Raw genomic sequence first — 21,064 nt, forward strand, 5'->3', positions numbered from 1 at the left:
TCTCAAGAGGTTAATTTAGATAATCCAAGGACCACGCATAGGTTGATCAATTAATCTGTTCGCTGCTTCATCGTCCACAAATGCCTGCTTTTCAGAATCAAATTTCAGCGTCCGGTTTAAGCGCAGGGCTGCTAAACCCAAATTAACCAAGGTGGCTGAATAATAACCGTTTTGTTCATTCAATGCGAATTTCTGTCTTGTTCGGCAGGCTTCCACAAAATCAGTCATCTGCGGAGCAGGATCTGGATATTGCGCTAATTTACGTTCCATATCGGGAATATCAGATATGAATCCTTTATACAATTTCCCTTTCGGTCCTTCAATATACGCCAATCCTTCTTCTGTACCAGCACCATCCAATACAATCTGACATCCATCAGCATAGGTGTAGGTAATTTTTCTCCAAGTTCCCACAGCATCCGAATGCTGTTGTGGTGCGTCTACTTCGATCTTTACAGGACTTTCTTCGTCTTTGCCTAGAAAATATTGGACGGGATCTAGGTAATGTTGTCCCATATCGCCCAGTCCACCACCGTCATAATCCCAGTATCCCCGGAATGTTGTATGTACGCGGTGTGTGCTATAGGGTTTGTGTGGAGCTGGTCCTAACCACATTTCATAATCCAATTCTTTAGGAGGTTGCTCTACAGGTAGATTCTCCCTTCCTACCCAATAAAACTTCCAGTCAAATCCTGTGTGCTTACTAATCGTCACCTTTAGCGGCCAACCTAACATACCGGTGTCAACTAATTTTTTGATTTTTTTGACGGGCACATTCATCCCATAAAAGTTAGCATCAAAGCGGAACCAGGTGTTTAACCTAAAGATATTCCCATGTTGGGCTACTGCCTCTTTTACTTTTTTGCCTTCCCCAATCGTTCGTGTCATGGGTTTTTCACACCAGATATCTTTACCAGAGCGGGCAGCTTCTACGGCCATGATACCATGCCAATGTGGCGGTGTCGCGATATGTACAATATCTACTTCGGGGTTTTGGATTAACTCCCGGAAATCGTGATGTTCTGTCACCCCGCCACCGAGCGCCTTTTGCGCTAATGCTAGGTGTCTAGTGTCCACATCACAAATGGCTACTGTTTTTGTACCGGCATATTTGAAATGCCCTCTTCCCATGGATCCTACACCGATTACCCCTTTAGTTAAATGGTCACTGGGCGCCAAAAAACCTTTACCTCCGAGCACATGTCTGGGCACAATGGTAAAAGCTGCCGCACCAATCAACGTCTTCTTCAGAAAATTACGTCTTGATGTGTTGTTTTCACTCATGCTTGTTTATTGATTAAATTAGGTTTCAAATATTCTTTATGATTTGAGATTCTACTGCTATATTTTGAATTTCATTACTTCGATATCAACGACAACTCCTTTACCCTCCCAACCTATTTCTTAAGCCAAATTATACTATTTTTTCCACTAAAACAAAAACATAAATTATTTTTTTCAAAAAAGTTACCTGATTAATATAAAATTTAAAAATAAAAATTATCTTTATTAAAAATTTCAAAGAATAACAGCTTTTAATTATATCAAATGCCACTAGCCGACCCTATACTTGGTACTATTGATCAAGACATTGTTGACATGGGGAATGTTGACCGGAAAAAATATACTCAAAAAATTAATTTGATAAAACAGTTATACGAAAATGGCCCGTCCTCCATACTAGAACTATTTACGAAACTTGGTATAAGCCATCCCACGTGCCAAACTCTGGTGGCGGAGCTTACCGATCTTGGTCTGATAGAAAAAAAAGGGAAAGGTGTATCTGTCGGCGGAAGAAAACCGGATCTCTATGGATTGAAGGATGGTTCTTACTATGTCGTGAGCATAGACATGGAGCGGTTCCATGTGCGGGCAGCCATTTTTGACAACAACAACAATAATGTTAGCGGCATTAGACAACTACCGCTTTCCATTTCTAAAGATATATCCGTCCTAAATACGATTCGAGACTTTATTGACGCACTGATCCAGGATTCGGACATTGATACCAGCAAAATACTTGGTATCGGAATGAGTATGCCTGGCTTGATCAGTAGTGAGGAATACATCAATTACACCTATCTTTCGGAAGGAAATTTTAACTTGAAAGAGAATCTCGAACAGATGTTTCCCTATCCGGTATTTATTGAAAATGACGTCAAATCGGCTACCATTGCCGAATCTCGTCACGGATTGGCCAAAGACCGAAAAGACGCACTGGTCGTCTTATTGGATTGGGGAATTGGCTTGGGCATTATCATGGATGGAAAAGTTAGAAAGGGAGCCAAAGGATTTTCCGGTGAGATCGGCCACATGCCTTTTGTAGATGACGGCGCCTTGTGCTACTGCGGCAAGCGAGGCTGTCTGGAGACTGTAGCTTCCGGAATTGCCCTTGCCAGAATGGTAAAAGAAGGCATCAAGTCGGGACAGCACTCTCTACTAAACCGCTTATCTGGACAAGAAATCAATGAAATAGAGCCGCATATCGTTATCGAAGCCGCTAATCAGGGCGACCAATTTGCGATAAGCATGTTGTCCAAACTAGGAAACAGCTTGGGTAAAGGTATTGCCACCCTGATACAACTGTTCAATCCCGAAGTAATTATACTTGGCGGGAAAATTGCAGAGGCCAAGCAGTACATTACCATTCCCATTATCCAATCGATCAACACGTATAGCATGGCGAAGATTCGAGAAGACACGAAAGTCACGCTTTCGGAACTACGGCGCGATGCAAGTTTAATGGGAAATATCAGCATTGTCATCGACAGCATACTGGAATCACAGATAAGGAAAGCAAATATCTAAGTTTGTCCTCCACATGTTTTATATTCAATCCCTAGATTGTCACACAATTGTTGGTATTTGGTGGGTATACTATCGCTGATAATCATATCTACTTTGGAAAGCGAAGAAATCTTGCCCAAACTCTTTCTATCAAATTTAGAAGCGTCTGCCAAAACAATGACCTTATGGGCAGATTCCATCATCCTACGATTCAAAAGGGCTTCTTGCGCATTTGTTGTGGTAATTCCAAATTCTGCATCAATACCGTCGACACCAAGGAATAACTTAGAGCAAAAAAAGTCACCTAATAAATCTTCCGCATAACGTCCGGTAATAGACGAGGATGTCTTTCTTACGGGTCCACCCAATTGAATGATATCTACACTTTCATGCTTAATGAGTTCCATCGTTACGTTAATAGCGGAGGTGATGACCGTTAGCCGCTCTTGCGGCACGATCTCCATAGCAAAATATTGCATCGTTGTACCAGAAGCGATAATAATGGAATCGTTCGGTTCCACCAATTTAGCCGCCGCTAATCCTATACATTTCTTAGCATCTGAATGTAAAAGCGCCTTTTCATTTATAGAACGGTCTTTTTGATACGGGTTCACATTGGTTGCCCCGCCGTGGGTGCGAAACACCATGCCTTCATCTTCTAAAAATTGTAAATCTTTACGGATAGTAACAGAAGAGACTTTCAGTTCTTCACATAGATCAACTACAGAAACATGGCCATTTTTTTCAATCTGTTTAATTATAAATTGATGGCGTTCAACGTTATTCATAGCTCCAAGATACGCATTCCATCCGAATCGCAAATCAAAATATTAAAAAAATTTCAAAAAGTTTCGTTTGTTTACGTTTTTTACTAATTTTACAACACAGAAAGATATCAACGAAACGAACCAAAATGATTTTCACACGAACCGAAGCTATAAAAAAAGTAAAAAACGATAGCGCATGGGATATTGCCATCATTGGTGGTGGAGCAACCGGGTTGGGCATTGCAGTAGATGCTGCTGCTCGAGGTTACAAAACGCTTTTAATAGAAAAGTATGACTTTGCTAAAGGTACGTCAAGCAAGAGCACTAAATTAGTGCACGGAGGTGTACGTTATCTAGCCAATGGCGATGTTAAACTGGTGTATTCGGCACTCAAAGAGCGTGGTCTGATTTTCCAGAACGCACCTCACGTTTCTTTTGTACAAAGCTTTGTTATCCCGTCTTATAGCGTATTCAGCAAATTAAAATTCCTGATCGGCCTTAAACTGTACGATTGGATGGCCGGCAGCCTACGTATTGGTAAATCCTCCCTGTTAAGTAAAAAGGAAGTAGTAGAAAAGCTCCCTAAAGTAAAAACCGGTGGGTTGCGCGGTGGTATACAATATTTTGATGGGCAATTTGATGACGCGCGCTTGGCGATAAACCTCGCGCAAACAGCCACGGAATACGGCGCCGTCACACTCAATTATGCGGAGGCAACAGCCATTCGGAAAGACGGCAACGGAACAGTAAATGGGCTTTCTTTTGTGGACAAGGAAAGCGGGACAATATATGACGTGCAGGCTAAGGCGGTCATCAACGCCACGGGAATTTTTGTAGACGATATCCTCAAACTGGATACACCTACACATAAAAACTTAGTACGCCCTAGCCAAGGCGCGCATATTGTTATTGATCAAAAGTTTTTGGGCAATCAGGATGCCCTTATGATACCGGAAACAAGCGATGGACGCGTTCTTTTCGGTGTCCCATGGCATGGAAAAGTTTTATTGGGCACAACAGATACCCCGCTAAACGAGCATCAAATTGAACCCCGGCCGCTGGAAGAAGAAATTGAATTTATCCTTACTACGGCAGACGAATATTTGGAAAATGCCCCTACCCGTGCAGATATACGCAGTGTATTTGCTGGCTTACGACCGCTTGCTGCACCTACAAACGGCGATAGCAACAGTACGAAAGAAATTTCCAGAGATCATAAGCTGATCAAAAGCGATTCGGGGCTTATCACCATCACCGGGGGTAAATGGACAACGTATCGGAAAATGGGAGAAGAAACTGTTGATTTAGCAATTAAAACGGGAAATCTTCCGGAAAGCCCTTGTAAGACCGATCATCTTCCACTACATGGATATACGAAAGACAAACATCCGGGACACTGGCAAGTGTACGGCTCCGATATGCTGGCTATTCAAAAATTGATGGACAATAACCCGTCCCTTGCCGAAAAAATCCATAAGGATCATGATTTTACAGTGGCTGAGGTTATTTGGGCCTGTAAAAATGAAATGATCGTGAAAGTGGAAGATTTTCTTGCCAGACGGATTCGATTGTTACTATTGGATGCCCAGGCTTCCTTAGAAGCTGCTCCGTTGGTCGCTAAAATCATGGCAGAACAATTAGATAAAGACGAAGAATGGATAAATAGAGAGCTCGCAGATTATGAACTCTTAGTAAAAAATTATACATTGTGTCCCGAAATAAGCAACCATAGCAATCCCACGTTGGGATAAAGCCTTAAACATGTTATTCGAATGAAGAAAGAATTTATTTTAGCGCTAGACCAAGGTACGACAAGTTCCAGGGCGATCCTTTTCAATAAGAAAGGTGAAATTGAAAACATTGCCCAAAAGGAGTTTACACAGATATTTCCACAGTCGGGTTGGGTTGAACACGATGCGCAGGAAATATGGTCATCACAGCTTAGTGTATTAACGGAAGTTATTGCGAAAGCAAAAATAAAATTGGAGTCCATCAAAGCCATAGGTATTACGAATCAACGTGAGACCACGGTTGTTTGGAACCGAAAAACAGGTGAACCTATACACAACGCTATTGTTTGGCAAGATAGACGTACCGCCGCTTACTGCCAATCTATTGTGGAAAAGGGATTGGCTAAAACTATACAAGAGAAAACCGGTCTCTTAATCGATGCTTATTTTTCGGCGTCCAAAATCAACTGGATTCTTGCGCATGTTAAAGGAGCTCGTAAATTAGCCGAAAAGGGTGAATTGGCTTTTGGCACAATAGATTCCTGGCTCGTCTATAACCTAACCGATGGAGGGAAGCACATTACAGATGTCACCAATGCATCGCGTACGCTGCTCTTCAACATCCATACGTTAGCGTGGGACGAGGAGCTTTTAGATATCTTTGACATTCCTGCATCCATGTTGCCCACCGTATGTGATAGTTCTGAAGTATATGGAGAAACAAGTACAACTTTAGGTGCCCGGCCGATTCCTATTGCCGGTATCGCTGGCGATCAACAAGCAGCTTTGTTTGGCCAATTGTGCACGCAAAAAGGCATGGCAAAAAACACATACGGAACGGGCTGCTTCTTGCTGATGAATATCGGTAAAAAACCGGTTATTTCCACGCATAAACTTGTAACAACGATCGCGTGGAAAATTGGTAAAGAAGTCAACTATGCATTAGAGGGAAGTATTTTCATCGGAGGAGCTGTTGTTCAATGGCTACGCGATGAATTGGGTATCATCAAAAAAGCAAGTGAAGTCGAGCAACTGGCCATGAGCGTAGAGAGTACAGATGGCGTATACTTAGTTCCCGCGTTTTCAGGCTTAGGTGCGCCTCATTGGAATCCCGATGCAAGAGGAACACTTCTTGGATTATCTCGTGGTTCAAATGATGCCCATATTGCACGAGCTGCATTGGAAAGCATTGCTTATCAAACCTACGATATACTGAAAGCGATGGAATTGGATTCTAAATCGAAAATCCGTGAACTTCGGGTAGATGGCGGTGCCACACAAAACAGTTTCCTCATGCAGTTTCAAGCCGACATTTTAAAAACAAATGTCATTCGTCCGGCCATCACAGAAACAACCGCCATGGGAGCAGCATTTCTGGCAGGGTTAGCGGTTGGTTTCTGGAAAGATATAGACCAATTGCAATCGTTATGGCAAGAGGAGAGGACATTTGTCGCCGATACGAAAAAGAAATATCAACCGCTACTTCAAGAGTGGAAAAGAGCTACAGATACCGTAAAATTCTGGGCAGACTATAAATAAGACATTGATTTTAATCTCATAATTATGACACCTTTTTTGGCAGAGTTGATTGGTACAGCATCCATGATTTTATTGGGTGGAGGCGTTGTAGCTAATGTCGTGTTGAAAGACACAAAAGGCAATAACAGCGGATGGATAGTTATCACAACAGCTTGGGCAATGGCCGTATTTGTAGGAGTGACTATTGCAGGCCCTTATAGTGGCGCACACCTGAATTGGGCAGTTACCATCGCAAACCTTGCCCTCGGCAAACTGGATTTAATGACTTCTTTATCTTATATGGCGGCACAGCTCCTCGGAGCGATGATGGGTGCTTTTGTCGTATGGGTAGTGTATAAAGACCATTTCTCCCAAACAGACGATGCAGGGGCAAAGCAGGCGGTATTCTGTACCGCCCCGGCAATCCGAAACCTGCCCATCAACCTTATCAGTGAAATTGTAGGTACGTTCGTTCTTATATTTACGATTTTGCATTTCACGGATGCATCGCTCGGAGGAGCAGATGAAAGCACTCCTATCGGTTTAGGCTCCATAGGTGCTATCCCAGTTGCTTTTCTAGTATGGGTTATTGGTCTTTCGTTAGGTGGCACTACGGGCTACGCGATAAATCCAGCCCGCGATTTGGGTCCACGTATCATGCATGCTATGCTACCTATCCGAAACAAAGCATCTTTTGATGCCCCGTACGCTTGGGTGCCCATCGTTGGTCCTATTATAGGTGCGCTGATAGCCTCCACCATGTATGTTGCTATCTATTAATATGCAACATACCTATATCCATCTTAAGATTTCTCAGAAATGAATATAAAAAAACAACATTTTAAGACAACCATAGCTATAGGCTCAATTATTTTATTTAGTGCTTGTGGGAGTTTGTCTTCTGTGAATAAACAAAAACTAGATAGTAACACATTCCCTGCTTTCTCTTATGAGGGACATCGGGGTGCACGTGGTCTTTATCCGGAAAATTCTATTGGTGCCATGAAAACAGCGATTGACCTTCCTAAGATTACAACTTTAGAAATGGATTGTCATATCACCAAAGACAAAAAAGTAATTGTATACCATGACGATTCTTTGAACCCAAAATTTGTTCAATATACAGACGGTAAGCCCCTTACTGGAAAAGACAATAAAGGGGTCATATACGATTATAATTATGCTGATTTGGCAAAATTTGATATTGGCAGTAAGTTTTACGAAGATTTTCCGGAACAAAAGAAAGTCAAAACATCAATAACTCTACTTTCTGAACTTATCGACGCAGCTGAAGCTTATGCTAAAGAAAAGAGAGAAAGCCCAATGTTCTATAATATAGAGACAAAAAGCCAAGCGGGAAAAGACAACAAATATCACCCCGGACCGCAAGAGTTTTCTGATTTGGTCTTGCAAGTTGTTATAGACAAGGGAATATCTTCGCGAACAGTAATACAATCATTTGACAAACGCACCATTCAATATATAAACAAAGTTTATCCACAGATAAAAACTTCTTATCTTATTAGCGGTAATAATAAGAAATCCATAGCTGAACTGATCAATGATCTCGGTTTTACCCCATTTATTATTAGCCCTCATTATTCACTCGTAAACGATCATTTTGTCAAAGCAGCGCACGAAGCCGGCATCAAAGTCGTTCCCTGGACGGTAAATGACAAAAAAGAAATAGAAAAATTGGAGACCCTCCAAGTGGACGGCATTATTAGCGATTATCCTAATTTGTTTTAAATACGCCCACCACCTTATCAAAATTAATTATGTTTAATATTTTCAAACCAGCAGCACATAAACCCCAATTACCGGCAGATAAAATAGATGCCGAATACAAGAGGTTACGTCTGCAAGTTTTCATCGGTATATTTATTGGGTATGCTGCTTATTATTTCGTTCGTAAGAATTTTTCATTTGCCGTCAAGGATTTACAGGATTCCTTGGGTTATAGCAAAGCTGAACTGGGTTTTGCGATGTCTGCCATATCGATCGCTTATGGTCTGAGCAAATTTCTTATGGGTAATGTTTCTGACCGAAGCAATGCTCGATATTTCCTGGCAACCGGATTGATTCTTTCGGCTTTGACCATGATTTTTATGGGCTTCTCGCCTTTCGCGACATCGTCTATAGGAATCATATTTGCCCTGCTGTTTGTCAATGGTTGGGTACAAGGTATGGGTTGGCCTGCCTGCGGCCGCGTGGTGGTGCACTGGTATTCCATCAAGGAGCGCGGTACGGCCATGTCTATCTGGAATCTGGCACACAATGTAGGTGGTTTTTTAGTGGGGCCCTTGGCTATTCTGGGTGTCGAATTATTTATGGATTGGCAAGCCCGTCTTTATTTTCCGGGTTTAGCGGCAATACTCGTTGCTCTCATATCAATATTGTTAGTGCGCGACACTCCCCAATCCTGCGGTCTCCCCCCTATTGAGGAACATAACAAGGATTACCCCAAAACGTATGACAAATCGCAGGAAAAAGAATTTAGTGCGAAGGATATCTTTTTTAAATATGTCTTTAACAACAAAATGTTATGGTTTATCGCCATCGCCAATGCTTTTGTCTATTTAGTCCGCAACGGAATTATCAATTGGGCACCTACCTATTTGCAGGAGGCCAAACATTTTACCGCATCCGAAGCTACGTGGTCCGCTTCCATCTACGAACTGGCAGCTATCCCAGGCACTATTCTTTGCGGATTAATGAGCGATAAGATTTTCAAAGGACGTCGCGCGCCTGTCACGATTATTTATATGACGATTACTTTCCTGGCGGTATTCGTTTATTGGATAACGCCTGGAGAAACGGCTTGGCTCGTAAATGGTTCACTATGGGCTATCGGCTTTCTGATATACGGACCGGTTATGCTCATTGGGGTACAGGCACTGGACTTAGTACCTAAAAAGGCGGCAGGTACCGCCGCAGGATTAACAGGATTGTTCGGCTATTTTATCGGCGACCTGTTGGCTAATGCAGCTCTTGGTGCTGTCGTAGACCACAGTGGGTGGAACGCCAGCTTTGAAATCGTATTATTATCCTGCGGACTGGCGATTTTGTTTACCGCCTTTACCTGGAACAGGGAGAAGGTTCTTCTACAGCGATAATAACGTATAAAACATATTCCAAAACAAACATCCCGATAAAACGTTTTATCGGGCTGTTTGTTTATATTTTTCGTCAAAATTATTACTCGGAATCCACGGAGCACAGAATATTTTCTATGAATCGGAGAGCTTCGAAAAATCGAAAATTTCACTCATAGTGACCTTTAATGCGGAGGCTATTTGGTACACCAAAAACGAAGAAGGATTAACTCTTCCATTTTCAATCCGACCAAGTACTTGATAATCCTTGTCAATAAGAGCCCCTAATACGGGTTGAGTAAGGCCACGTTCTTCGCGAAGTGCCTTTATCCGTTTCCCGAGATTGATCTTAAAACTATACAAATCTGTATCCATTTTTACTAAGCACGAAATAATTTTAAAAAAACAACCAAACAAATTTGTTTGGTTAATAGTTTTATTTTATCTTTGAATAAGAACACAAACTGTTACTGATCACTTAACGATAAATCTCAATTAACGATGTTAACTAACTGTAATTCAAACCCTATAATTTATTTTTTCAGAGGTATTCTTAAAAATATAAACTCTCCACCGGAATTCAATTGGAACCGGTAATAACCTTTATTATAAGTTATCATTGATTTGCTTTGACGAATACCGATAGCAACCTGAAAGTTGCTTTTGGGAATGTATTGCCTAATTCTAAGATTTTATTTCGCAATCTAGTTATACTCTACGAGAAAATTCGATTAGGGCGAGAATTTTTTTACCTAACATTTCTAAAAACAACTAAATAATAACCTAAATTAAATTATATTAATTTATTAAGAAAAAAATAATATTTCAAAATAACAACCAATATGAATCAGATCTACAGTTATTTGATATCAATCTGTATTTGTGTCTGCCTGTCTCCTACAAGTTTAATGGCTCAGACAAAAACTATCTCAGGCATTGTGAAAGATGTCAAGACGGGAAAAGTATTAGAAGGTGTGAGCATTCTTGCCCGAAAGGGAGGTATCACTGCTTCCACCGATAACAACGGAGGCTTCTCCATCACCGTCGTGCAGAAAGATACTTTAGATTTTACCTTTGTAGGATACAAGCCGTATAAGGAACCAGTGGACGACCGAAACGTCATCGAAATCCAGCTGGAAGAAGACGAGTCCACGATCGATGAAGTTACTGTTGTAGCTTTTGGTACGCAGAAAAAATCAAGTATCGTCGGTGCGGTTACGACCGTAAATGCCCGTGATCTACAAGTTCCCTCTTCGAATCTCACATCCGCTTTTGCTGGCCGTATACCGGGACTTATTTCTTTTTCTCCGTCGGGTGAACCGGGCGCAGATAACGCTCAATTTTTCGTACGCGGCGTAACAACCTTTGGCTATCAGTCATCCCCTCTTATTTTGATTGACGGTTTTGAATCAACAACCGATAACCTCGCCAGATTGCAACCAGATGACATCGAATCGTTCAGTATTCTTAAGGATGCCTCTGCTACAGTTCTATATGGGGCAAGAGGTGCTAATGGCATTATCATGGTTAATACAAAAGCAGGGAAAGAGGGCCCAGTCCAAGTGAGTGCTAGATTAGATGTCAACGTCACAACTCCTGTGTCTATGGTTCAGATGCTAGACGGGGTGGATTACATGCGTCTCTATAATTCGGCGCGTATCAATCGTAATCCTTTATTGGGAAATTATTACAGTGAGCAAAAGATCCAATCTACCCAAAACGGAGAAAATCCCATGATTTACCCAAACACCGACTGGTACAGCGAATTATTCAACAGATCCACCAATAATAAAAAAGCAAACATTAACCTCTCGGGCGGTGGGCAAGTAGCTACCTATTATGTAGCTGTCGGAGTTGACAAAGAGTCGGGGTTATTGAAAGTGGATAAGAAAAACAATTTTAATAACAATATCGATATAAGTCGATACAATATCCGCAGTAATGTCTTATTTAAATTAACACCTACAACGAAATTGGATACACGTATGCAGAGTAGATTTGAACGTTATAACGGCCCGTATGCTTCAGCAACAAGTATTTTTAATATGGTTATGAATATCAACCCTGTAGATTTCCCTGCTGTATATGAGCCTGATGAAGCGAATCTATATACCGAGCATATTCTTTTCGGTAACAGTTTTAGCAGCGGGGCGTCTTTGATGCCGAACCCCTATGCGCAAATGGTCCGTGGCTATGAAGATCGTAATGAAACCACCATAATTGCACAGGCGACATTGTCACAAGACCTTGATTTTATCACGGAAGGCTTGAAATTTCAAGGTAAAGCGTCCGCCAACACCTGGAGCAGGTACGCGAGTCGAAGGAGTTACAACCCTTACTATTATGATGTGGAATCGTATAACCAAATTACCGAAGAATATAAGTTGATGGTTCTAAACCCAACGTCGGGGCAACCCTATCTGGGCAACGTAATCCCGATACGGGATGCAAACGGCCACTTTTATTTTGAAGCGAGAGTCAACTGGGACCGTATGTTTGGTAAGCATACACTGTCGGCAATGACGGTAGGCATGATGGAGGAAAAACTCCTCACGGGTGGCAACAGTGTTTCCATTTATGAAACTTTGCCCGAGCGTAATATGGGCAATTCGGGCAGGTTTTCATATGGTTTTGATGACACTTATTTTGCGGAATTTGCTTATGGATACAATGGTTCAGAAAAATTTACGGGTAATATGCGTTATGGTTTTTTCCCTTCTTTCGGTTTAGGCTGGATGATATCAAATCAAAAGTTTTGGAAACCCATTGAATCAGTCGTGAATATGTTCAAACTACGAGCTACTTGGGGTTTGGTTGGTAACGACGCAATTGCAGGAAGAGCGGGTCGGTTTTTCTATTTATCCGATATCGATCTTGGAGGAGGACAATACCGTTGGGGAGCCTCCTTTATGAATTCATATAATGGCTATACGGTAAACCGCTACGCCAATCCTGACATCACTTGGGAACAATCCGAGAAGTGGAATCTAGGTTTCGAATCGGGTTTCTTTAACAGTGCATTGAAAATACAAGGTGATTTTTTTCGGGACTACCGAAGTAAAATTTATATGACCAGACAGAACTTCCCCTCCTCGGCTGGTTTGGAGGCCAGCATTAGTGGGAATGTCGGCAAGGTAACCTCCCAAGGATTTGATGGTTCCATCGAATTTCAAAAATATGTTGGACTTGATTTCTGGTTATCATTACGCGGCAATTTCACATACGCGGTCAACAAATTCGTCGAATTAGATGAGCGGGACTATCCAGACCAATACCTGAAGCGACTAGGCCATAATATCAATCAACAATGGGGACTGGTCGCCGAACGATTGTTCGTAGATCAACATGAAATTGAAAATTCACCTCACCAGGATTTTGGAGAATATATGGCCGGCGATATTAAGTATAAAGATATAAATGGAGACGGCGTTATCAATAGCAATGACCGAGTTGCTCTCGGATATCCAACAGTTCCAGAAATACAATATGGCTTTGGCGCATCTATGGGTTATAAGGCAATAGATTTCTCTTTCTTTTTCCAAGGTAATGCAAATACTTCTTTCTTTATCAATGCGGGCGATTCCGGCATTGCACCCTTTGTAAACCGTCGTAACGCACTATCCATCATTGCGGAGGATTACTGGAGCGAAACCAACCCAAACATTCATGCTTTTTGGCCCCGCCTTTCTACCGAAGCAATAAATAACAATGTCCAGCAATCCTCGTGGTGGTTGAGAAACGGAGGCTTTATGCGTTTAAAATCGGTAGAACTCGGCTATAGTCCCAGAAACCTAGAAAGCATAGGGTTTAGAAAGGGATCAAGGATATATTTCAGCACAGAAAATCCATTGGTTTTCAGCACTTTTAAGTTGTGGGATCCTGAAATGGGAAGAAATGGTTTAGGTTATCCACCCAATAGAAGGTTTAATGTAGGTATTCAATTAATGTTTTAATTGCTATAAATTATGAAATTTAAGAATATTTTTCTCGTCAGCAGTCTTTTCTTCTCTATAACGGGCTGTACTAAATACTTGGACGTCGTGCCTGATAATACACTTAAGCTCGAGAATATCTTCGACCTTAGGGAAGATGCCTGGAATGCTCTCGCTAAAGTATACAGTTATATGCCACAGGATGACAAGATACACTTGACCTCTTGGACACTAGGCGATGAATGGTTAGGAAGATTGGATTTAGACAATAATCTGAATCATTTGAGGGCGTTGCGTATCATGAGAGGGTTGCAGTCTCAGACATCCCCGCAGCTAGGTCTTTGGTCTGGTACACAAGGTGGAAAACCGCTCTATCAAGGTTTGAGACAAGCAGATGTCTTCTTACAGAACATCGACAAGGTAAGAGATATGTCTCAAAACGAAAAGGACAATTGGTCCGCTCAGGTGAAGTTTATGAAAGCTTATTACTGCTTTTTACTAATTCGCCAATATGGCCCTATTATCCTACCTGAAAAAATGGTAACTCCCGAATCTACCAAAGAAGAACTTTTTCTGCCCCGCGCGAAAGTAGAGGATTCATTCAATTTTATTTTGTCACTTATTGATGAGGCGATGCCTCACCTCAAAGAACGGGTAAATGAAAACGATCTCGGACAAGTAGACCAGCTAGCAGCCAAAGCCATCAAAGCTCGAATATTACTTTATCGCGCCAGTCCGTTTTTTAACGGAAACAGGGAGTTTTTTGGAGATTTCTATAATGCAGAGGGCGAACCGTTCTTCCCGTTGGAAGAAAACCGCGAAAAATGGAAAGTAACATTAGATGCCATTAATGAAGCTATTCAAATTGCGGAGGCTAACGGTGTGCAGTTATACCGATTTGAAAGCGAACCTTTTCTATACGATAGAGAAGCTTTTGAAGAGAATCCCGAAAAAATGCAGACGTTGTACGATCTTCGTATGCTACTATGTGATCCGTGGAATAGAGAATTGGTGTGGGCTTATTCCAATATCGATTATTACGCCGATGGCGGACTTTCTTCTGGAGCAAATATTCGTCTACCCGAAGGGTATGGAGATGGGGTAAGGAATAATGCAAGTTTCTCCTATCAATGGCTAGGTGCCACATACAAAATGGCAGAGCGCTATTATACAAAAAACGGTTTGCCCTTGGAGGAAGATCTTTCTTATGACATGAATATGCGTCATGAAATTGTCGAGACTCCAGGTGTAATGGATGAAAATTACAAAGAACTCTACGGTTATATGCAGCCGGGGGCAGAAACAATCAACCTTTATCTTAATCGGGAACCTCGTTTCTACGCTAATTTAGGTATAACTGGCGGCTATTGGAGAGCGCATGCGGTACGCATTAACACTATGTTTTTTGCTAATTCGGATGGTGGGTTTAACTCCTCTATCAACGCCACAGATTTTTTGGCAACCGGTATTGGGATTCAGAAAGTCGTGCATCCTGAATCCCAATCGGGCGGTTGGCAACGAACTATTAAATTCCCCTACCCTATTATACGTTTGGCAGATCTATATCTAATGCGTGCCGAGGCTATGAACGAATACTATGGACCCAGCGCCGAGGTATACGAAGATATAAATAAAATAAGACGGCGCGCCGGTATACCAGACGTAGAAGTCGTTTGGTCGGATCCAAGTCTTACACGCACGGTTAATAAACATCTAACAAAAGAGGGTTTACGGGACATCATTCTGGAGGAACGTTCGATAGAATTCGCATTCGAAGGAATTCATTTTTGGGATATGTGGCGCTACAAGTATGCATCACAGCGTTTTTCTTCACCTGTTTGGGGGTGGACTCATACGGGTACAACGGCCAGTACATTCTTCGTTCAGGAAGTAAAACAGCAACGACGATTTACCATTACAGACTATTTATGGCCGATAGATCTCAATGAGATGAATACGAACAGTAAATTGATTCAAAACCCCGGTTGGTAATTTTTCTAAAAAAATAGACATGAAATATACAGTAATATATGCTTTCGTTTCAGTTCTCATAGTTTTCTCGTGTAAGGAAATGGAACGGTTTGATATAAACAAAAACGACACCACGCCTCCTGGTCAGCCTTTTTTGAAGTCTTACAAACCTTTGTATGGAGGAGCTCGTTTTTTTTATATGCTCCCTGACGATGAAGACCTACTCAGCGTAGAAGCTGAATTTACAAATACTAAAAATCAGGTTTTTAAATTTTCGGCATCTTATTTTGTTGATTCCTTAGATGTTTACGGTTTGCCTGATACAGACCTCCATACTATCCGGTTGTTTGCGGTAGACCGTGCGGGCAATAGATCAAAACCCGTCGAAGTAGAAATAGAACCTCTTGAGCCCGCCTATTTACGTGTGGCGAATACGATGGAAGTAAAAAGTGGGTTTAGTTCTTTCTTCGTGGATTGGGAAAATGAACTAAAACAAAATATCAATGTATATGTCGACTTTGAATTTAATGAAAGCGGTCGAAATAGGACATTGACATCCGTATTTTCTTCCAATCTGGAAAAGGATCGTCGATTTATTAACGATCTATATTTAAAATCAGACGAGAAGATCAAGGTCAAGGTAAGGGTTGAAGACGTCTATGGCAATATGACCGACCAAATTGACAAAGGAGAGATCTCGTTGTTGGAAGATATGGAAATTCCAAAAGCTGGTTGGACACTCCCCAATGCAAATGATTCCATTGGAGGTGTCCCCATGGTATTTGGTGACGGACTGGAAGGTAGAACCCGTAATGTGATAGACGGTATAATCGATAGGGGTGACAATCTCAATTTTATGCACACAAATACCCGTGGACGTACTGGCAGAATTGCAGACGGGAATATGCCATGGAACCTTATGATTGATTTGGGAGACTACTATGAATTGAGCCGTATCGTGACCGTTCAACGACACTCCGGTGGCTTAGCCAATATCAATCGTGGTCAATATTATAAAGCGAATAATGTGGGGCATTACCGCATGTATTATTGGGATGATGATTTGGCAGATTGGCAACTGATCAGTGAACATCAGATACCGGTAGTAGAAGGATTGAGCGATCTAGATTATGTCAAACTCGGCGAAGCGGGCGACTTAGCCTACATGTATCCGGACGAACCAAAATACACTAAAAAAACAAGGTGGTTTCGCTATGAAGCCGTAAAAGGTTTTACGTCCAATTATACACTAGATGATGGACATTGCTTATCTGAAGTTACGCTGTACGGCAGAAAGGCAACGGATTGATAATAAATTATTTCAACAGCAAAGGCATCATTAAAAACAAAAAATAAACAGATGAAAAAATTATTTTATTTCTTTAGTGGGATTTTCCTCATAAGCATACTTTTATGTTCATGTAAAGGCATGTATGATAACCTGGATCCATATAGTCAAGAAAGTATATATCCCGCTAAATACGACACTATCGTCGGCTACATCGGCTATGAGCGTGTGGAAATCGAACTATTGAAAGCTGGGCGAATTCCCTCAAACCGCATTTACATGGGGAAAGCGCAAAAGACTGTAGTCGAATATGACAATAAAAAAGTCGTTATCGATTCTGTGGTTTCTTGGGTGAATATCACAGGATTGACAGTATCTAAATTATATCGTTTCAAAATTTACACGGAAGATGAATACAACAATAAATCCGTTCCCCAAGAAATAGCTTTGATACCTTATACACAAAGTGAACTCAGCACCATAGCGGTTCAATCTCCTCGTGTTCTCGCCTCCCCCACTACCGCTGTATTAGATTGGACCAGCAACATGTCTTCCATTTTACTGGACTATTACGATCTGTCCTATTCCTACACCGATAACACCGGTGTTAAACGTGAAGGAGAGCGAAAAGAAAATCCACGAATATTCGCGGGCAATTTGAATCCAGGACAACAGATTACCATCGATGTAAATTATAGAGTAGTACCTAAGGTGAATGGAGAACCGATATTAGATACGGTCGAGCTCCATCAACCTGTTGTTTTCAACATGCCGACCGCTAGTTCTCTCTTTCAACCGGCAGAACCAGAAGTGCTAATAGCAAATGGAATTACCACATTTTCTGCAGAGGGTGTATCTACCATACGTAAATTGGTCTTTCCAGTCCATACAAGTAGCCTACAGGATTTGTTTTATTTCTCCAATCTAGAGGAGATAGATCTTACAGGAGGAGACATCTTTGAAATGAAGACCATTTCCTACAATAGAAACAGCGTCGTGGCTACACTTGGAGGCGGTGAATTTCTCCCCTATGTACGACGTGTAGGTGATATGCCCGATGTTAACGCACGTTTTTTAATTGATCTTCTAGAGAATGATTTAGTACGGAAGGTTAAATACATCCCTCATTCGCTCGGTATAGATCATCTACTAACCGAATATATTCAGTCTGGAAAAGTGGAGTTGGTACAGACTCCACAGGAAGCGCTCATCCCTTTTAAATTCCTAATAAATGGTACCGTACAAGCTGCTAATTGGAAAATAGAACTGGAAGAAAATCCTGGTTCCTATCCCACTGGTACTGATTTAATCAATATTATACGAGCTGTTCCCGGCGACAGATCTTCGGCATTTGCATTTATATTACCACCGGAATATGAGTTTAATGCGGAGGAGTATAAATACTTACGTTTCAAAGTATATGCGCCGGATAAAGCTTCTTTTAATGGCACTTTCGCAGCGAATTTCCAAAGGCTATGGCCACGCTTTATGAATTACCTATGGGCTTTTTCCACCGAAAGTTCATACGGCCAGCAATTATGGAATACAGTGGCCAATGATTATAGAATACCTGATGCTAATTTACAACAATGGTACGACATGGAGGTGAATCTAGCGAACATGATTGGCAAGCACAATCGCGTGATTGTGATCAATATCGGCGGAGAACCAAGTGGAACATTTACTGTACCGAAACCCATCGTATATTATTTTGCGAATTTTAGATTGACGAAACAATAGTTGACGTAACTAATTTATAACCCAAAAAATGAAAAAGAAATACACTTATACCCGAAGGGTATTTATCCACAGTTCTTTAGTGACTGGTTTGGGATTAACGTTGAACTTGATTGGTTGTAAAAAGTCTGCTTCCGATCCAGACGGAGATAGCCCGGAATCCTTAAATATCACGAATATTGTTATACCTTCCCGATTAGACGTCACCAAACAGATGGAGTTTACCATCCAAGGCAATGGTTTCGTACAAGGAGATCAGATTATTTTCGATTCATTATATAATTACAGAGAAAGGCAAATCGTAGATGTAACAAGTGTTACTTCGAGCACGATTCTTTTCATATTACCAGAAAAACTGACTTCACAGGAATATAGGATTTCGGTGAGACGCGGCACGAAAACGGCCACATTGGGACGAATAGATTTAAATTTTGTTTTTAATCCTAATATCCCCAACAAAGAGGGAATGACAATAAAGGGTGCTGTCCATGCTGCTGGCGTAGGTCTCGCTAATGTGGTTGTATCGGATGGTTTCGAAGTTACCAAAACGGATGAAAATGGAATATATTATCTTTCTTCGACAAAGAAAAGTAATTATGTTTTCGTTTCCATACCCACAAATTACGAAGTTGCCACCATCCAAAGCGCTCCCCAGTTCTTTAAAAGATTGACACGGTCTACAGCTACTGTCGAAACTGTAGATTTTGAGCTAATACCAGTAAATAACGATAAGCATGTTGTTATGGTTCTAGGAGATATGCATCTGGCTAATCGAAATAGTGACATAGCCCAATTTCAAGAAGGGTTTCTGGAAGATGTAAACCAATCTATTCAAAGCTTTAAAAAATCAGACACAAAAGTGTATGCGTTAACCTTGGGAGATATGACCTGGGATGGTTATTGGTATTCCAATAATTTCGGCCTACCACAGTATCTCCAGCAGATGAATAAAATCAATGCACCCGTTTTTAATACAATGGGGAACCACGACAATGATCCCAACATTATCAACGATTGGGGTGCGGAGGATAGGTACAGAGACGTAATTGGCCCAACTTATTATTCGTTCAATCTCGGAAAAGTACACTATATCGTCCTTGATAATATCGAATACCTTAATACCAAAGACAGAAACTATAATGCAACAATTGTTGCTGATCAACTGGAGTGGCTGAAAAAGGATCTCGCTACTCTAACAGACAAGAATACCCCCATTATCATAGCTATGCACATACAGCTCTTTTCCAATCCCGGATTGAGTGGCAGTAATGAAACACGGACGGCGCGCTTATCAAATTCTCAGGATTTTATCGCTTGTTTGAGCCGTTTTGATAATGTACATGTGCTTACTGGGCATACCCATATGAACTACAATATCCGTTACTCATCTTCTATCATGGAACATAACATTGCAGCCGTATGTGCGACATGGTGGTGGACAGGAAGACCTGGTTATGCCGGTAACCAAATTTGTAAAGATGGTACACCAGGGGGATATGCAATATGGGAAATGGAAGACAAAGAGTTAAAATGGACGTATAAAAGCATCCGACAAAATGCCGACTATCAATTTAGAGTGTACGACCTAAACAAAGTTCACCTCACAAAAGAAAAATTTGCCCCGAAATATACAGGTATAGAGTGGAACAAATATGCTGTTGGATACGCTAATCTAAAAACAGATAACGAAATACTAATCAACGTTTGGAATTATGACACTGAATGGAGCGTGGAGGTGACAGAAGAAGGGAACATACTACCCGTCACCAGAGTACATATCGAAGATCCGTTGCATATCATTTCCTATTCTGCCAAGCGTCTGGATGTCAATGCAGTCCCTACAGCAGATTTCGTAACCGCCAAAACAGCCCATATGTTTAAAACGAAGGCTTCTAGTGCCACCAGCACTTTAGTAATCAAAGTTACGGACTGTTTTGGGAAAACCTATACACAAACGATGATTCGACCAAAAGAGCTAGAGTACTTAATGACGTGACATTTAACAAAAACAAACAGCCCGATAAAACGTTTTATCGGGCTGTTTGTTTATCATGTATTATAGTCCAAACAGAGAATGTCATGGTAAAAAGTATTTTTCGTCTTTTGAACAAACTTAATAAAGCGGCATTGCCTAAATTATCAGGAAAAGACCCTAGCAAATTGAGCAAATGGGAACAAGCACTACTGGCTTACCGTTATTACATCCTTACACGCTCGCTGGATTGACATTTCGCTATAT

Annotated in this window: 15 protein-coding genes; 12 read left to right on the forward strand and 3 right to left on the reverse strand. The window is 41.3% G+C overall.

The features are described 5' to 3' along the window. Window positions 1–15: 15 nt before the first annotated feature. Entirely contained in the window at window positions 16–1,284 is a 1,269-nt protein-coding gene (locus H8B21_RS09660; RefSeq protein ID WP_190313539.1) for a Gfo/Idh/MocA family oxidoreductase, read from the reverse strand. Between the two features lie 264 nt (window positions 1,285–1,548). Here H8B21_RS09660 and H8B21_RS09665 point away from each other — a divergent pair, with 264 nt between their 5' ends. Continuing rightward, the gene (locus H8B21_RS09665; RefSeq protein ID WP_190313540.1) at window positions 1,549–2,808 is read left to right on the forward strand and encodes an ROK family transcriptional regulator; all 1,260 of its coding nucleotides are present in this window, start codon (window positions 1,549–1,551) and stop codon (window positions 2,806–2,808) included. On the opposite strand, the gene H8B21_RS09670 is transcribed toward H8B21_RS09665, so the two are convergent. After that, window positions 2,805–3,575: a DeoR/GlpR family DNA-binding transcription regulator gene (locus tag H8B21_RS09670; RefSeq protein WP_190313541.1), complete on the reverse strand. Its 771-nt coding sequence runs from the start codon at window positions 3,573–3,575 to the stop codon at window positions 2,805–2,807. The genes H8B21_RS09665 and H8B21_RS09670 overlap by 4 nt on opposite strands. A gap of 125 nt (window positions 3,576–3,700) precedes the next feature. Between H8B21_RS09670 and H8B21_RS09675 the strand changes: the two genes are divergently transcribed. Genes H8B21_RS09675 through glpT form a run of 5 tightly spaced genes read left to right on the forward strand, consistent with a single transcriptional unit; the run spans window position 3,701 to window position 9,918 of the window. After that, window positions 3,701–5,305: a glycerol-3-phosphate dehydrogenase/oxidase gene (locus tag H8B21_RS09675; RefSeq protein WP_190313542.1), complete on the forward strand. Its 1,605-nt coding sequence runs from the start codon at window positions 3,701–3,703 to the stop codon at window positions 5,303–5,305. Between the two features lie 21 nt (window positions 5,306–5,326). After that, window positions 5,327–6,823, forward strand: a complete 1,497-nt coding sequence (glpK, locus tag H8B21_RS09680; RefSeq protein WP_190313543.1) for a glycerol kinase GlpK — start codon at window positions 5,327–5,329, stop codon at window positions 6,821–6,823. Between the two features lie 24 nt (window positions 6,824–6,847). Next, window positions 6,848–7,582 carry an MIP/aquaporin family protein gene (locus H8B21_RS09685; protein ID WP_190313544.1) on the forward strand — a complete coding sequence of 245 codons (735 nt, stop codon included), beginning with the start codon at window positions 6,848–6,850 and terminating at the stop codon, window positions 7,580–7,582. A 39-nt stretch (window positions 7,583–7,621) separates the two neighbouring features. Continuing rightward, window positions 7,622–8,551, forward strand: a complete 930-nt coding sequence (locus H8B21_RS09690; protein ID WP_190313545.1) for a glycerophosphodiester phosphodiesterase family protein — start codon at window positions 7,622–7,624, stop codon at window positions 8,549–8,551. Between the two features lie 29 nt (window positions 8,552–8,580). Beyond that, entirely contained in the window at window positions 8,581–9,918 is a 1,338-nt protein-coding gene (gene glpT / locus H8B21_RS09695; protein ID WP_190313546.1) for a glycerol-3-phosphate transporter, read from the forward strand. 114 nt (window positions 9,919–10,032) lie between these two features. On the opposite strand, the gene H8B21_RS09700 is transcribed toward glpT, so the two are convergent. Then, complete coding sequence (locus tag H8B21_RS09700; RefSeq protein ID WP_190313547.1) at window positions 10,033–10,272, reverse strand: helix-turn-helix transcriptional regulator; 240 nt, start codon at window positions 10,270–10,272, stop codon at window positions 10,033–10,035. A gap of 533 nt (window positions 10,273–10,805) precedes the next feature. Here H8B21_RS09700 and H8B21_RS09705 point away from each other — a divergent pair. The 6 genes from H8B21_RS09705 (at window position 10,806) to H8B21_RS09730 (ending at window position 21,051) form a co-directional block, all read left to right on the forward strand. Then, window positions 10,806–13,850, forward strand: coding sequence for a SusC/RagA family TonB-linked outer membrane protein (locus H8B21_RS09705; RefSeq protein ID WP_190313548.1), 3,045 nt, complete (start codon window positions 10,806–10,808; stop codon window positions 13,848–13,850). Window positions 13,851–13,862: 12 nt separating this feature from the next. Next, window positions 13,863–15,821 (forward strand): RagB/SusD family nutrient uptake outer membrane protein, encoded by a 1,959-nt coding sequence (locus H8B21_RS09710; protein WP_190313549.1) that lies wholly within the window; start codon window positions 13,863–13,865, stop codon window positions 15,819–15,821. A gap of 19 nt (window positions 15,822–15,840) precedes the next feature. Next, a complete protein-coding gene (locus tag H8B21_RS09715) occupies window positions 15,841–17,109 on the forward strand; it encodes a DUF4959 domain-containing protein (RefSeq protein WP_190313550.1) in 1,269 nt (422 codons plus the stop codon). A gap of 51 nt (window positions 17,110–17,160) precedes the next feature. Continuing rightward, on the forward strand, window positions 17,161–18,828 hold the full coding sequence (locus H8B21_RS09720; RefSeq protein WP_223814945.1) for a DUF4998 domain-containing protein: 1,668 nt from the start codon (window positions 17,161–17,163) through the stop codon (window positions 18,826–18,828). A 28-nt stretch (window positions 18,829–18,856) separates the two neighbouring features. Then, a complete protein-coding gene (locus H8B21_RS09725; RefSeq protein WP_190313551.1) occupies window positions 18,857–20,821 on the forward strand; it encodes a calcineurin-like phosphoesterase C-terminal domain-containing protein in 1,965 nt (654 codons plus the stop codon). 83 nt (window positions 20,822–20,904) lie between these two features. Further along, window positions 20,905–21,051 carry a hypothetical protein gene (locus tag H8B21_RS09730; RefSeq protein WP_190313552.1) on the forward strand — a complete coding sequence of 49 codons (147 nt, stop codon included), beginning with the start codon at window positions 20,905–20,907 and terminating at the stop codon, window positions 21,049–21,051. Window positions 21,052–21,064: the final 13 nt, after the last annotated feature.

This window comes from Sphingobacterium chuzhouense (assembly GCF_014692525.1).
GTDB classification, from domain to species: domain Bacteria; phylum Bacteroidota; class Bacteroidia; order Sphingobacteriales; family Sphingobacteriaceae; genus Sphingobacterium; species Sphingobacterium chuzhouense.

Excerpts from the sequence above, each read along its gene's own strand:
- H8B21_RS09660 (WP_190313539.1), bottom strand. The coding sequence starts at position 1,284 with ATGAGTGAAAACAACACATCAAGACGTAATTTTCTGAAGAAGACGTTG.
- H8B21_RS09665 (WP_190313540.1), top strand. The coding sequence starts at position 1,549 with ATGCCACTAGCCGACCCTATACTTGGTACTATTGATCAAGACATTGTT.
- H8B21_RS09670 (WP_190313541.1), bottom strand. The coding sequence starts at position 3,575 with ATGAATAACGTTGAACGCCATCAATTTATAATTAAACAGATTGAAAAA.
- H8B21_RS09675 (WP_190313542.1), top strand. The coding sequence starts at position 3,701 with ATGATTTTCACACGAACCGAAGCTATAAAAAAAGTAAAAAACGATAGC.
- glpK (WP_190313543.1), top strand. The coding sequence starts at position 5,327 with ATGAAGAAAGAATTTATTTTAGCGCTAGACCAAGGTACGACAAGTTCC.
- H8B21_RS09685 (WP_190313544.1), top strand. The coding sequence starts at position 6,848 with ATGACACCTTTTTTGGCAGAGTTGATTGGTACAGCATCCATGATTTTA.
- H8B21_RS09690 (WP_190313545.1), top strand. The coding sequence starts at position 7,622 with ATGAATATAAAAAAACAACATTTTAAGACAACCATAGCTATAGGCTCA.
- glpT (WP_190313546.1), top strand. The coding sequence starts at position 8,581 with ATGTTTAATATTTTCAAACCAGCAGCACATAAACCCCAATTACCGGCA.
- H8B21_RS09700 (WP_190313547.1), bottom strand. The coding sequence starts at position 10,272 with ATGGATACAGATTTGTATAGTTTTAAGATCAATCTCGGGAAACGGATA.
- H8B21_RS09705 (WP_190313548.1), top strand. The coding sequence starts at position 10,806 with ATGGCTCAGACAAAAACTATCTCAGGCATTGTGAAAGATGTCAAGACG.
- H8B21_RS09710 (WP_190313549.1), top strand. The coding sequence starts at position 13,863 with ATGAAATTTAAGAATATTTTTCTCGTCAGCAGTCTTTTCTTCTCTATA.
- H8B21_RS09715 (WP_190313550.1), top strand. The coding sequence starts at position 15,841 with ATGAAATATACAGTAATATATGCTTTCGTTTCAGTTCTCATAGTTTTC.
- H8B21_RS09720 (WP_223814945.1), top strand. The coding sequence starts at position 17,161 with ATGAAAAAATTATTTTATTTCTTTAGTGGGATTTTCCTCATAAGCATA.
- H8B21_RS09725 (WP_190313551.1), top strand. The coding sequence starts at position 18,857 with ATGAAAAAGAAATACACTTATACCCGAAGGGTATTTATCCACAGTTCT.
- H8B21_RS09730 (WP_190313552.1), top strand. The coding sequence starts at position 20,905 with ATGGTAAAAAGTATTTTTCGTCTTTTGAACAAACTTAATAAAGCGGCA.